This window comes from Polaribacter vadi (genome assembly GCF_001761365.1).
GTDB lineage: Bacteria > Bacteroidota > Bacteroidia > Flavobacteriales > Flavobacteriaceae > Polaribacter > Polaribacter vadi.
In genome coordinates this window covers 2,486,879-2,501,051 of sequence record NZ_CP017477.1, presented here as the reverse complement: position 1 = coordinate 2,501,051, position 14,173 = coordinate 2,486,879, and the positions used below count along the sequence as shown (strand labels likewise).

General features: G+C 27.7%; 12 protein-coding genes. 6 read left to right on the top strand and 6 right to left on the bottom strand.

Translation table 11 applies throughout. The features are described 5' to 3' along the window. Positions 1 to 87: 87 nt before the first annotated feature. A complete protein-coding gene (locus LPB03_RS10775; protein WP_139058972.1) occupies positions 88 to 1,047 on the bottom strand; it encodes a diacylglycerol/lipid kinase family protein in 960 nt (319 codons plus the stop codon). A gap of 141 nt (positions 1,048 to 1,188) precedes the next feature. Between LPB03_RS10775 and rnr the strand changes: the two genes are divergently transcribed. The 4 genes from rnr (at position 1,189) to tatA (ending at position 4,934) form a co-directional block, all read left to right on the top strand. Then, positions 1,189 to 3,408 carry a ribonuclease R gene (gene rnr / locus LPB03_RS10770; RefSeq protein ID WP_065319618.1) on the top strand — a complete coding sequence of 740 codons (2,220 nt, stop codon included), beginning with the start codon at positions 1,189 to 1,191 and terminating at the stop codon, positions 3,406 to 3,408. A gap of 189 nt (positions 3,409 to 3,597) precedes the next feature. Then, on the top strand, positions 3,598 to 3,921 hold the full coding sequence (locus LPB03_RS10765; protein WP_065319617.1) for a YbjQ family protein: 324 nt from the start codon (positions 3,598 to 3,600) through the stop codon (positions 3,919 to 3,921). Between the two features lie 91 nt (positions 3,922 to 4,012). Continuing rightward, positions 4,013 to 4,702, top strand: coding sequence for a head GIN domain-containing protein (locus LPB03_RS10760; protein WP_065319616.1), 690 nt, complete (start codon positions 4,013 to 4,015; stop codon positions 4,700 to 4,702). A 43-nt stretch (positions 4,703 to 4,745) separates the two neighbouring features. Beyond that, the gene (tatA, locus tag LPB03_RS10755) at positions 4,746 to 4,934 is read left to right on the top strand and encodes a twin-arginine translocase TatA/TatE family subunit (RefSeq protein ID WP_065319615.1); all 189 of its coding nucleotides are present in this window, start codon (positions 4,746 to 4,748) and stop codon (positions 4,932 to 4,934) included. 194 nt (positions 4,935 to 5,128) lie between these two features. Here the strand turns inward: tatA and LPB03_RS10750 are convergent, their stop codons facing one another. The 5 genes from LPB03_RS10750 to LPB03_RS10725 all read right to left on the bottom strand — a co-directional run bounded on the left by LPB03_RS10750 (position 5,129) and on the right by LPB03_RS10725 (position 10,257). Further along, positions 5,129 to 5,539, bottom strand: a complete 411-nt coding sequence (locus tag LPB03_RS10750; protein WP_065319614.1) for a LytTR family DNA-binding domain-containing protein — start codon at positions 5,537 to 5,539, stop codon at positions 5,129 to 5,131. 498 nt (positions 5,540 to 6,037) lie between these two features. Beyond that, positions 6,038 to 6,961 carry an SPFH domain-containing protein gene (locus LPB03_RS10740; RefSeq protein WP_170324216.1) on the bottom strand — a complete coding sequence of 308 codons (924 nt, stop codon included), beginning with the start codon at positions 6,959 to 6,961 and terminating at the stop codon, positions 6,038 to 6,040. A 149-nt stretch (positions 6,962 to 7,110) separates the two neighbouring features. Beyond that, complete coding sequence (locus LPB03_RS10735) at positions 7,111 to 7,668, bottom strand: hypothetical protein (RefSeq protein WP_065319612.1); 558 nt, start codon at positions 7,666 to 7,668, stop codon at positions 7,111 to 7,113. Beyond that, complete coding sequence (gltX, locus tag LPB03_RS10730; protein WP_065320115.1) at positions 7,665 to 9,191, bottom strand: glutamate--tRNA ligase; 1,527 nt, start codon at positions 9,189 to 9,191, stop codon at positions 7,665 to 7,667. The genes LPB03_RS10735 and gltX overlap by 4 nt, the downstream gene beginning before the upstream one ends. Positions 9,192 to 9,411: 220 nt before the next feature. Further along, positions 9,412 to 10,257: a hypothetical protein gene (locus LPB03_RS10725; RefSeq protein WP_065319611.1), complete on the bottom strand. Its 846-nt coding sequence runs from the start codon at positions 10,255 to 10,257 to the stop codon at positions 9,412 to 9,414. A gap of 110 nt (positions 10,258 to 10,367) precedes the next feature. Between LPB03_RS10725 and LPB03_RS10720 the strand changes: the two genes are divergently transcribed. Together LPB03_RS10720 and ybeY are read left to right on the top strand one after the other, a co-directional pair. After that, positions 10,368 to 13,733, top strand: a complete 3,366-nt coding sequence (locus LPB03_RS10720; RefSeq protein WP_065319610.1) for a DUF4175 family protein — start codon at positions 10,368 to 10,370, stop codon at positions 13,731 to 13,733. A 2-nt stretch (positions 13,734 to 13,735) separates the two neighbouring features. Then, positions 13,736 to 14,149 (top strand): rRNA maturation RNase YbeY, encoded by a 414-nt coding sequence (gene ybeY / locus LPB03_RS10715; protein ID WP_065319609.1) that lies wholly within the window; start codon positions 13,736 to 13,738, stop codon positions 14,147 to 14,149. Positions 14,150 to 14,173: the final 24 nt, after the last annotated feature.

Here is a 14,173-nt window from a genome sequence, read left to right as displayed (position 1 = left end):
GACGTAAAAATAAACAAAACGTTACACAAAAATTAAGATTTTTTTAACGTTTAACAATTTAAACAAAAATAAAATTTTAGATTGATGTCAGTTCACCACAAATTTAATTGCTTTTTCTAAAATTTTTGCAGTAACTTTTCCTGTTCCAATCAACTCTCCATCAGCTTGTATAAAGGTTTTATGATTTTTAGGTTGTACACATATTTCTTTAGTTTTATACGTTTCACACTTTTTATGATCTACAATTTTTCCTGAATATAATTTATTGATATTCAGTACTAAATCTAAAAAAGTAATATTTTTAGCGATGGTAATATCAAAAAATTCGTCAGAAGCATCAACATCTTTGGTAAACTGCATGCCACCACCAGAAAATTTACAAAGTCCGATAACCGTCATTAAACAAGTTGTTTCTATTTTTTGATCATCAAAAGAAATAGAAAATATAGATTTTTTATAGAAGAATAAACCATAAATTCCGGCTAATAAATAAGATGCAGCTCCAAAACTTTTTAATTTTTTAAGTTTATTAACAATGTACGCATCATACCCTAAACCAGCTGCGTTATTAAAATAAGTCATTTTTTGATCAGCAGTTTCCAAAACACCAATATCTTGTAAAATTGTCTTTTTTTGGTTGATGATTTCTATCGACTTTTTAATATTATTAGGAATGTTATACGTTTTTATCCAATCGTTTCCAGTTCCTAAAGGAATTACTGCAATAGTTATATCCGAAGTTTTTACATATCTTTGCAGCATTATTGCATTCACTACATGATGTAGGGTTCCATCTCCACCTACAGAAATAAAGTTTCTATATCCTTGCTTAACTGCGTTTTGTACCAATTCAATTTCGTGTTTAACAAATTGTGTAATAGAAAAAGAAAAATGAATATTCTTATCTCGTAACAATTGCTGAATTAGCTTCCACTTTTTAGAAAAATTACGATTGCCAGAAGTTGGGTTTGCAACAATAAACCAACGATTCACATGGATCTTGTCGAAACTTATTTTATCAACAGGTAGTTTTTCCAATCGAGCCATAAAATTAAATTAATAAGAAGCCAAATTACAAAATAGATTTATAACTTTATTTTAATGTAAATAAGTTGAAATATTTGTAATTTGCAACATACATCAGTTCTATATAAATTATAAACTGATCCAAAAAAAATTAAAGTATAAATGACAAAAAAGAAGAAAAAAATATATAAAAAGAAAGGAAAAATTGTAAAAGATTTAACTAAAAATATATTCAGAATTTTAAATGAAGACAGTAGTAAGTCTTTCAATTATAAACAAATAGCAGCCAAATTAAAAATTGAAGATACTGATGGTAAAAACCAAGTTATTCAAAAATTAGCAGAATTAACAGGCTCAAAAAAATTAATAGAAATAGACAGAGGTAAATTTCAAATTAATGAAGATCGTAAATATTCCATTGGTACTTTAGATATTACCTCTAATGGAAATGGATATTTTATGACAGATGATTATGAAAACGACATTTTTACACCCAATAACAATCTTGGAAAAGGTTTGCATGGAGATGTGGTTAGAGCCTATGTTTACAAAAGAAAAAGAAGTAATAAACTAGAGGCAGACGTTGTAGAAATTATAGAACGCGCAAAAAACGAATTTGTTGGTGTTTTACAAAAAAGCAAAAACTTTGGTTTTGTAATTTGTGATAACAACAAAATGTATGCAGATATTTTTATCTCCGAAAGTAAAATGAATGGTGCAGAACATGGAGATAAAGTACAAGCAAAACTAATTGATTGGCCAGAAAATTCTAAAAATCCGTTTGGTAAAATAACCACAGTTTTAGGAAAACCAGGAGATCATAATACAGAAATGCATTCTATTTTATTAGAATATGATTTGCCTTACGAATTTGAGCCAGAAGTAGAGAAGGAAGCAGAAGAGTTACCGATAGAAATTACCAAAGAAGAAATTGCCAAACGTAGAGATATGAGAGGCGATTTAACCTTTACAATCGATCCAAAAGATGCCAAAGATTTTGATGATGCATTATCATTCACAAAATTAGAGAATGGCAATTTTGAAATTGGAATTCATATTGCAGATGTTTCACATTATTTACAACCAGATACTATTTTAGATGATGAAGCGTATGCAAGAGCAACCTCTGTTTATTTGGTAGATAGAGTAGTGCCAATGTTACCAGAAATGTTAAGTAATGGCGTTTGTTCTTTAAGACCAAATGAAGAAAAATTAACATTTTCTGCTGTTTTTGAAATCAATGAAAAAGCACAAATAGTAGGGGAGTGGTTTGGAAGAACAGTAACGTATTCAGACCAACGTTTTGCGTATGAAGAAGCACAAAGTATTATAGAAAATGTACAACTTTCTGAGGATGTGCAGCCTTATACAATGCCTACAGATATTTCTATCACAGATGCATCTTACGAAGTAAAAGCTGAAGTTGTAGAAGCTACTTTAAAGTTAGATGAATTGGCAAAAATTCTTCGTAAAAAGAGAATGAAACAAGGTGCAATTTCTTTTGATAGAGTAGAGGTGAAGTTCAATTTAGATGAAGATGCAAATCCTGTTGGAGTTTTCTTTAAAACAAGCCAAGATGCTAATAAATTAATTGAAGAATTTATGTTGTTAGCCAACAGAAAAGTAGCAGAATTTATTGGAAGTCATAAAGGAAGGCCATCAAACAAAACGTTTATTTATAGAGTACATGATGAGCCAAATGACGAGAAATTAGCTTCGCTACAAAATATCATTGGTAAATTCGGTTATAAAATAAATACAGATACCAAAGAGAGTACATCAGCGACTTTAAATCAACTTTTAAGTGATGTTCAAGGCAAAGCAGAATCGAATATGATTGAAACTTTAGCTATTAGAACCATGAGTAAAGCTGTTTATACAACTCAAAATATTGGGCATTATGGTTTGGCTTTTGATTATTATAGTCATTTTACATCACCAATAAGACGTTATCCTGATGTAATGACACATAGATTGCTTCAACATTATTTAGATGGAGGAGAATCGCCAAAAGCGCTTCCTTATGAAGAAAAGTGTAAACATTCTTCGCAAAGAGAAGAATTAGCATCAAAAGCAGAAAGATCATCTATAAAATACATGCAAGTTAAATACATGCAAGATCATAAAGAAGAAATTTTTGATGGTGTAATTACAGGCGTTACTGAATGGGGAATTTATGTAGAAATTGCTGCGAATAAATGTGAAGGAATGGTTAGAATTAGAGATATAAAAAGCGATTATTATATTTTTGATGAAGAGCAATATGCAATTGTTGGGCAATCCACAAAAAACATGTATCAGTTAGGTGATGATGTAAAAGTGCAAGTAAAAAAGACAGATTTAGAACGCAAACATTTAGATTTTAATTTAATTGAGGAGTAAAAAAAATCCAGTTTTCAGTTTCAGTATACAGTTTTAAATTGATAAAATTTCAAGGAAATAACATTGAGTTGGTTTACACCTAATTTGTCACCCTGAATTTATTTCAGGGTCTCAAAAATGATAAACTAATTCAAATTAATACGAGATTCTGAAATAAATTCAGAAGGATAAATTTTTAAAAATAAACCAATGATTTTAACAACAACAAATAATATAGAAAACTTTCAAATAGTAGATTATTTAGGCATTGTAACTGGTTCAGCTTACGATTCTAGTTATTCTACAAACGGAAAAAAAATGTCTTTTACAGATATGTTTAGCATGACTAAATATAGAGAAATGTACACTTTAGGTTTAGAAGGTATAAAAGAAAAAGCGTTCCAAAATTTAAAAGATAATGCAGTTAAATTAGGAGCAAATGCAGTTGTAGGAATTCAAATAGATGTAGAACCTTTGGCAAATTCCTCTACACTTTTAGTTTCTATTACAGGAACTGCAGTAAAAGTAAAATAAATTAATTATTAGTTGTTACAATAAAAGATAAAAATTAACTTTATAAAGATGGTATACTTGTTGATTTATGAGTATCATCAAAATTAAAATTATGAAAAAAATAGTATGTATTTGTTTGTTAATTAGTTCTTTTATAGGACAATCGCAAACAACAGTAACTAAAAATTTAGGCGATTATAATGTTTTAAAAGTTTATAATGGTATTGAATTAGAGTTGATAAAATCTACAGAAACGAAACTTGTTATTACAGGAAAGAAATCTGAAATGGTTAAAATTAAAAATGTAGATAATACTTTAAAATTATCCTTACCTTTTTCTTTAAATCCTGAAGATAATGCTGCTGGTGGAGAAGTTTTAGTAAAATTATATTACAATGCTATTATTGATGTAATTGATGCTAATGAAAACGCGACCATTACAGGAAAAGAAATAGAACAAGAAAAATTAGAGGTAAATTCGCAAGAAAGAGCTTTTATTAATTTAGTTTTAAAAGTAAAACACTTAGAAGTAAGAGCAACTTCTGGAGGAATTATTAAATTAACAGGTAGTACAAAAAACCAAAATGTAGATGTAGATTTATATGGAATTTATAATGGTTTTGGTTTAAAGGCAGACTCAAATTCTACTGTAAAGGCTGGTACTGGAGCAAGAGCAGAAGTTTTTGCAGAAGAAACCTTAGATGCGAAAGTAAGTTTTGGAGGTTCTATTTTTTACAAAGGAAACCCAGAAGTTTTAAAAGATAAAAAAGTAATTGGTGGCATTATACAAAAAAGAGATTAATAAAAACCTTTTTGTATCTTTGTACTATTAAATTTAAGAACAAATGAATAGTTTACATACATTTTTAGCAATTCCAGGAGGATACTCAATAATATTAATTGTAGTGGTTGTTTTATTGTTATTTGGAGGCAAGAAAATACCTGAGCTAATGAAAGGTTTAGGTGGTGGAATAAAAGAGTTTAAAAAGGCTTCTAAAGACGAAGAAGGAGAACAGTTAGAAGAAAAGAAGTAATCTAAATTTATTTTAATAAAATTTAAAAAGCTCAATTTGTATAAAACAGATTGAGCTTTTTTTTGGTTTCTTTAAAAAATATCCCCCAATATTTTATTTCAGAATAACGTTTTCAAATTTAAAAAATAAAATTATAATTTGATGAAAAATATTTTAAAAGGGTTATTTACAAAGCTTTTGGGGTAAATGGGAACCTATTTTTGCAGTAATTTTTCTAAATCTACTTTATGTAAACTTCTAGAAACAGGAATTTTGTTTTCAATTCTATTAGATTTTAAAGAATAACCTCTTGCATTACCTGTAATTTTATCAAAAAATAAAGAATTTATAATATAAGATTTATGGCACCTAAAGATAAAAGGATAGTTTTTTATTTGCTTTAAGATGTTAGATAATGTATTTCTTAAAATTAATTCTTTTATACCATTTCCTGTTTCTATAAAAAAACTTGCATAATTACCATCTATTGTAATGTAGATTAATTTATTAATATGTATTGTAATATTTTCTTTCTTATTTTCTGAATATAAGGTTATCTCATCTTCTTTTATTCTATTTATTTTTTCTGATTTTAATCTTAATAGTTTATCATTTACTATCAACATAAAAATTATTGAAATGATAGCTAAAGATGAACAATACTTATAAAAAACAATAAAACTAAGTTTATTTAAACTAAAAATATCTTTATAAATTCCACTAAAATACCAAAGAGTAAAACTATAAATTATTGAAAAAAATAAGGTTAAACCTATAAAAGAATAGATAAACCAATTTTTAAATTTAATTTTTTCTAATATAAAAAAAATAAAAAAGGCACTAAAAAAGTTAAAACCCCCATTAAAATAGTATATCCAAATAAATCTTCTTTTAAATTATCTAACTTAAAAGGTTTAAAAATATTTAAAAAAACAAATACAAATAAACCATGTAATAAGCTTAAATTTAATTTATTAGATATATAGGATTCTAAATTGAAGGGTTTTTTTAGAAATAATATAATTTTTTTATACAATTTAATACGATTTATAAATCTAAATATAAAGCAAAAAAAAGAAGTAATACAAATTATTACTTCTTTTAGATCTTACAAATTAAATTTTTTACTCTTTCTCTTTCGGTTTTTGGTTTTTCATTGCTTCACCAATTTGATTACTGGCTGTAAAACTTGCAACCATATCATTTAACATTTGGCTACCAGCTTGTGGCGAATTTGGTAATAAAATTAAATTACTATTTGTTTCTTGCCCTAAAGATTGTAAGGTATCATAATGTTGTGTAACCACAATTAAAGCAGACGCTTCTTGGCTGTTGATACCAACTTTATTTAAAACTTCTACAGATTCCTCTAAACCACGTGCAATTTCACGTCTTTGATCTGCAATACCTTGTCCTTGTAAACGCTTGCTTTCTGCTTCTGCTTTTGCACGTTCTACAATTAAAATACGTTGTGCATCACCCTCAAACTGTGCTGCAATTTTTTCACGTTCAGAGGCATTAATTCTGTTCATGGCTATTTTTACTTGATGATCTGGATCTATATCAGTTACTAAAGTTCTAATAATATCAAATCCATAATCTGACATTGCATCATTCAATTCCGCTTTTACAGCTAAAGCAATATCATCTTTTTTTACAAAAACGTCATCTAATTTCATTTTAGGAACTTCTGCTCTTACCACATCAAAAACGTAACTTGTTATTTGGTCTGCAGGATAATCTAACTTATAAAAAGCGTCATATACTTTTTCATTGATTACTTTATACTGAACAGAAACTTTTAGTTTTACAAAAACATCATCTAATGTTTTAGTTTCTATAATAACATCTAATTGCTGAATTTTTAAACTCAATCTTCCTGCAACTTTATCAACCAAAGGAATTTTTAAATGTAAACCAGATTGGCGAATGCTATGAAATTTTCCAAAACGTTCTATAATTGCTGCTGTTTGCTGTTTTACCATAAAAAAAGCGGCAAAAAGTATAATAACTGATAAGACTATAATAATTGGCAAAGTTGGTATCATAATATTGTTTATTAGTTAGGTTTTTGTTTTACGTAAAGGTACTGATTTTCAATATCTAATTTATAAGACGCTTTAATTCTATAAAGTTACACTTTATTGCATAAAAAAAGCCTGAAAAATATTTCAGGCTTTTAATTTATGAATTATACTTAGTTTTCCTTTTCTTCGTTTTCAACATCATCTTTTGGAAAAACCTTATAATTTTTTCTGTTATATTTAATCCACTTTTTATATTGTTTCTCAGACAATATTTCTTGCATGGTTGTATCTAATTCTTTATCATAAATTCTTAAAGTTTCAGAAATTGGCTTTAAGTTTTCAGTCATTTTTTTTTGAATGTTTGCTCGTTCTGAAAAATCACCTGACTTTTGAGCATTTTTTTGAAAATTTTCAACCATTTCTCTAGTACTATTTAACGTAAAGCTATTAATTCTTCTAAAATCTTTTAGTTTTTTATTAAATTTAGTCAATACTTCAGAAAACTTTTTTCCTTCTTCAGATGATAATTTTATGCTTGATTTTTTCGCATATTTTTCAATATCATAAATTAAAATTCCAAGATATTTTTCAATTTCATATTTTGGTTCTGGAGCTTGTCTTGGAGTTTGATTCATTTGCCTTTGACGTTGATTTCTCATGCCATTATTATACTGACTATGAGATAATAAACTTGTTAAAGCAAAAATTAAAAGGAAATAATTTTTCATGATTCTATTTTTTCGATTGCATTATGTATTCTTTTAATAGTTTCTTCTTTACCAACTAAATAAATAATATCAAATAAATGAGGCCCAGCCAATTTACCAACCAAACACAAACGCAAAGGTTGCATCACTTTACTGTACCCAATTTCTTTTTCAGAAAGCCATTCTTTGATTTCTTTCTCAGTATTTTTTGATGAAAAATCTTCAATATTTGAAACTACAGGAATCAATTCTTTCATTAAATCAGAAGTTCCTTCTTTCCAGCTTTTCTTTACAGCTTTAGCATCATATTCTTGTGGAGTTTCAAAAAAGTAAGAAGCTAATTCCCAGAATTCATCTACAAAAACAGCTCTCTCTTTTATAGAAGCAACTATTTTTTGTACATCTTTTTTATCCATGTTTATCCCCTTTTTTTCTAAAGTAGGCATAAATAAATCTGTTAATTTTTCATCGTCTTTGGTTTGCATATATTGCTGCTGAAACCATTTTGTTTTATCAAGATCAAATTTTGCACCAGCTTTATTAACACGTTCAAAATCAAATTTTTCAATTAATCTATCAATCGTAAAAATTTCTTCTGTAGTACCAGGATTCCAACCTAAAAATGCTAACATATTTATAAAAGCATCTGCAAAATAACCATCTTCTTTAAAACCTCTAGAAACTTCTCCTGTTTCTTCATTTGTGTAGGCTAAAGGAAAAACAGGAAACCCTAATTTATCTCCATCTCTTTTGCTTAATTTTCCTCTACCAACTGGTTTTAAAATTAAAGGTAAATGTGCAAATTTTGGAATTTCCCAATCAAAAGCTTTGTATAATAAAACGTGTAAAGGCATAGAAGGTAACCATTCTTCACCTCTAATAACGTGTGTAATTTCCATTAAATGATCATCAACAATATTTGCTAAATGATATGTTGGCATTCCATCAGATTTAAATAAAACTTTATCATCTAATGTATTTGTTTTAATAGTAATTCTGCCACGAATTTCGTCTTCCATGTACAAAATTTCGCTTTGTGGATTTTTAAAACGAATTACATATTTATCACCAGCATTAATCTTTTTTTGTACTTCTTCTTCAGATAAAACTAAGGAATTTACTAATTTACCATCTTCTCTATTTTGCCAATTATAAATAAACATTTTTCCTTTAGAAGCATTAAAGTCTCTTTGTGCTGTTAATTCTTCTGGAGTATCAAAAGCATAATATGCATGACCCTTTTCTAATAAAATATCTGCATATTTTTTATAGATTTCTTTACGTTCAGATTGTCTATAAGGACCAAATTTTTCGTTCGTATTTGGACCTTCATCAAAAGGGATATTACACCATTTTAAAGCGTCTATAATATACTGTTCAGCATTTGGTACATAACGTGTTTGGTCTGTATCTTCTATTCTTAAAATAAAAGTTCCATTATGTTTTTTGGCAAATAAATAATTGTATAAAGCTGTTCTTACACCACCAATATGTAAAGGTCCTGTTGGACTAGGTGCAAAACGAACACGAACATTAGATTTCATTTTCTTTGATTTTTTAGATTCCTGCTTTTTAAGGAAAGACATTTTTAATGAACCTTAAAGATTATTTAAGGTGCTTTTTTAATGCTACAAAGATAGTTTTTCTAAGAGATAATGGAAATTAGAAGGAAGAAAAATAATTGAATGTAAAAGTGCTTAAATATTTTTAAAAGTTTTAAAATTTAGTTATTCTTTAATTTGTGAGACTCATCAATTTTTCCTTTTAAAAAGTATTAAAAATACCAATAGAAAAAGCACTTTGTTTTGGAACATTATTTCCTGAAAAAGCATTTGCAAAACTTGCTGTAACTCCAAGATCACACAATTGTAAAATTGCCTTTAAACCATAAGCCCCATATTCTTGATCATTTTGGTATAAACCATTTAACGGATTATCATTTATTCTGTTGCCATCATCAAAAGATTCTACAACATCTACAAAGCCAATTAACCAAATATTTTTTAAAACCTTTCCACCAAATTCGCCACCAATTTTAAAATTATTGCTATAATCATTCGTTCTTACATCTACACCAATATGAGATTGAAAAAATGTTTTGCCGAAACTTTTGCCTACTAATAATTGAGGTGTAAACGTATAAGCATTATAACCAGTTCTAATTCCAGATTTTGCATCCAAAGTACTTGTATTAAATTGTGTAACAAATTGTCCAGAAATAACCCAACCTTTATTATAAAATTGATGTTTTATACCTAAAGAAATATTTCCAAAAGCTGTTTTATTAAAGTTTAAAAGCTCAGAACAATCGCCAGCACAATTAATAGCAGGATCTATATAAACAAAGTTATCAACAGAAATACTTTTTAGTGGAATACTTGCTATGAATGTAGTTTTATCTGATAAACCATATTCGCTATAAATTTGATATGTATTATCAGTTATTTTTCCGTTTGCAAAATAATCTGGATCTCCAAAAATTTCATTATAATCTGATATTGTTGTGTAAGAAATATTCAAAAACAAATCTCCTTTTTCTTTGGTCCAAGGACTTTGAGCAAATAGAGTAGAAGTTATAAATAGCGAAAAAAGTAAGGTTATAGATTTCATGTTTTTGGTTTATAAATTTTTAGTTGTTTTAAGACGTAAATACTTACAAATTGTTTTAACAAATATTTGCTTTAAAATCTTACCAAAATTAGTACTTTTATTTGTTGATTATGAGCGAATTCGAAAACATACAGAAAAAATTACATCAGTTTACCCAAAAGTATTACATAAATGAGTTGATAAAAGGAGCAATTCTATTCTTTTCATTAGGTTTTTTGTACTTCTTTTTTACACTTTTTTTGGAGTATTTTTTATGGTTAAAACCAACTGCTAGAACTATTTTATTTTGGCTTTTTATTGCTGTTGAAGTTTTCTTATTAATTAGATTTATAGCAATTCCTATTTTTAAACTAATAGGATTTCGAAAGGGAATTTCTTTCACAGCATCCTCAAAAATTATTGGAGCACATTTTCCTGAAGTTCGAGACAAATTATTAAACGTTTTACAGTTAAAAGAAAACGTACAAGAATCGGATTTGATTCTGGCAAGTATCAATCAGAAATCTGCAGAATTACAACCAATTCCGTTTGTAAAAGCAGTTGATTTTAAAGAGAATAAAAAGTATTTAAAATATGCAATTATACCTGTTTTAATTTATGTAATTAGCTTATTTACAGTTAGTAATGGTTCTTTAACTGAAAGTTTACAACGTGTTGTAAATCATAGAACTGCTTACAATCCACCAGCGCCATTTTTGTTTTCTTTGATGAATGAAAATTTAAACGTTATTCAAGGAAAATCGATAAAAATTGAAGTTAAAACCATTGGAGAAGTAATTCCTAATGAAGCTAAAATTGTATTCGATAATCAGCAATACTTTTTGCAAAATAATGGCAATGCTTCTTTTTCGTATACGTTTTCTGATGTGCAAGAACCCATCAATTTTTATGTTGAAGCCAATGGAATTCAATCTCAAGATTATCAAATTAACATCATTGGAACACCAACAATTAATAACATTTCTTTAGACTTAGCGTATCCAAATTATTTAGGACGAAAAAGTGAAAGAATTCAGAATTCTGGAAATTTAACAGTTCCTGAAGGTACTAAGATTACTTGGAATGTAAAAACGACGCAAACAGATGAGTTGGCTTTTATCAACAATGATAAAAGAGAAAATTTTAAGATGGTTTCTGATGATAATTTTGAACATCAACAGCAAATAAAAAATGCGCTTAATTATCAAATATCGTCATCAAACAAAAATTTACAAGATTATGAGAATTTACAGTTTTCTGTGGATGTTATAAAAGATGAGTTTCCAATAATTTCTGTGACTTCAAATATTGATAGTATTTCACGTGGAACAGCACAATTTGCTGGTCAGATTTCTGATGATTATGGTTTGCGAAAATTAGAGTTGATTTATTATGATGAAGAAAATGCAGAAAGAAAACAACAATTCAATTTGCAAATTACAAGACAAAATATTCAAACATTTTTCTATCAATTTCCTGATGGATTAAATTTAGAAAATGGAATTAATTATGAATTATATTTTCAAGTTTCAGATAACGATGCTGTAAATGGAAATAAAAAAGCAAAAAGTAAAGTTTTCAAATATCGACAAAAAACAGAAAATGAAGTAGAGGAGGAGTTGTTGCAAGAGCAAAGAAATACGATTAACGATTTAGAGAATTCCGTTCAAAAACAGAAAAAGCAGCAAGAACAATTAGAAAATATTCAGCAAGATTTACAGAATAAAAAGAGCATTAATTTTAATGATAAAAAGAAAGTAGAAAATTTTATTAAGCGTCAAGAACAATACAAAGAAATGATGCAAAAACAAACGGATAAATTACAAGAAAATTTAGACGAAAAAGAAGAGAAAGATAAAACGTTACAAGAAAAAAAAGAAGATTTAAAAGAAAGAATTAAAGAGTTAAAAAAATTAGATAAGCAACAAAAGCTGCTGGATGAAATTCAGAAAATGGCTGATAAATTAAACAAGGAATATTTAGTACAAAAAGCCAAAGAATTAGCACAACAAAATAAACAACAACAGCGTAGTTTAGAGAAAACTTTAGAAATGGTAAAACGTTTTTATGTGGAGCAAAAAGCGATGCAAATTGCGAATAAAGTTGATGAATTATCAAAAAAACAAGAGAATTTAGAAAACAAGGAGGAAGGTTCTTTAGAAGATCAAAAGCAAATTAAAAAAGAGTTTGACGCTATTAAAAAAGAACTTGATGAATTGAACCAAGATAATGAGAAGTTAAAAGAACCTATGGAATTGCCAGATGTTGACCAAGAAGAGGAAGACATTGATGACGAACTAAAAAAATCTGAAGAAAACTTAGAAAAGAATAATAAGCAAGAAGCAAAAAGTAGCCAAAAGAAATCATCTAAAAAGATGAAAGAAATGAGTGCTAAAATGCAAAAAGCGATGATGGATATGCAAGGAGAATCTATGGAAGAAAATATAGAAGATTTGCGTAAAATTTTAGAAAACTTGGTTATTTTCTCATTTCAACAAGAAGGATTAATGGAAAAGTTTAGTGAGACTTCTACTTCACATCCAGATTTTGGAAATGACTTAAAAAAACAAAATGAGATTAAAACATATTTTGAACATATAGATGATAGTTTGTATGTATTAGCAATGCGTTTGCCAAAAATATCGACCAAAATCCAAGACGATTTATCTTCTGTGCATTATAATTTAGACCAATCTTTAGAGAATTTTTCTGAGAATAGATTTAATAACGGACTTTCAAATCAACGGTATGTAATGACTTCCACTAATAATTTAGCAGATTATTTGAGTAACATGCTAAATAGCATGCAAAATAACATGTCTATGAAAATGGGCAAAGGAAAAAAGGGAAAAGGACAAGGTTTTAGTTTGCCAGATTTAATTAAAAAACAAGATGGTTTATCTAAAAAAATGCAAGATGGAATGAAAAAAGATGGAGATAAAAAAGGACAAAAACCTGGCGCAAAAGAGAAAGAAGGCGAAAAAGGAGAGAGTGGAAAAGATGGAAAAGGAGGGAAGTCTGGAGAAAATGGAAAACCTGGTGGAGATGGAGAAGGTTCTAATGACGATTTAGATGGCGAATTATACGAAATATTTAAAGAGCAATCTCAATTAAGGCAAGAATTACAAAATGCCATAAAAGAAAGCGAAAACGGAAATCCGAATGGAAATGGAAATGCAAAAAAAGCATTAAAAACGATGGAAGATTTGGAAAATGAAATTTTGGAAAAAGGTTTTAATGCAGGAACCCTTCAAAAAATGCAAAATCTAAATTATGAGTTATTAAAATTAGAAAAAGCAGCTTTAGAACAAGGGAAAGATAAAAAACGAAAAGCAAACACCAATCAAATAGAGAATTTAAGGAATAAAGCAAAAGCATTAGAATTTAAAAAGCAGTTTTACAATCAAATAGAGATATTAAACAGACAATCCTTACCTTTGCAGCAAAATTATAAAAAGAAAGTCAGAGAATACTTTTCTGACGTAAAGAAAGAGTAATTATGATAACGTATAATTATGAAACTGAGTTTGCTTTAGAAAACGAAACTCAATTAGAAAATTGGATTGAAAAAGTAGTTTCAGATAAAGAATTTGAACTTGGAGAAGTCAACTATATTTTTTGTGATGACGAATATTTATTAAAATTAAATGTTGAATTTTTACAACATGATACGTTAACAGATATCATTAGCTTTGATAACTCTTTAGGGAAATTAATAAACGGAGATATTTTTATATCTATAGAAAGAGTTCAAGAAAATGCTAAAGAATATAACGTAACTTTTGAAGAAGAACTTCACAGAGTTATGATTCATGGAATTTTACATTATATGGGTTTAAAAGATAAATCTGCTGATGAAAAAATGCTGATGAGAAAAGAGGAAAATAAAGCTTTATCGGTTTTAAAGTTTTGATAATCAATTTAATAAAAGAAAAGT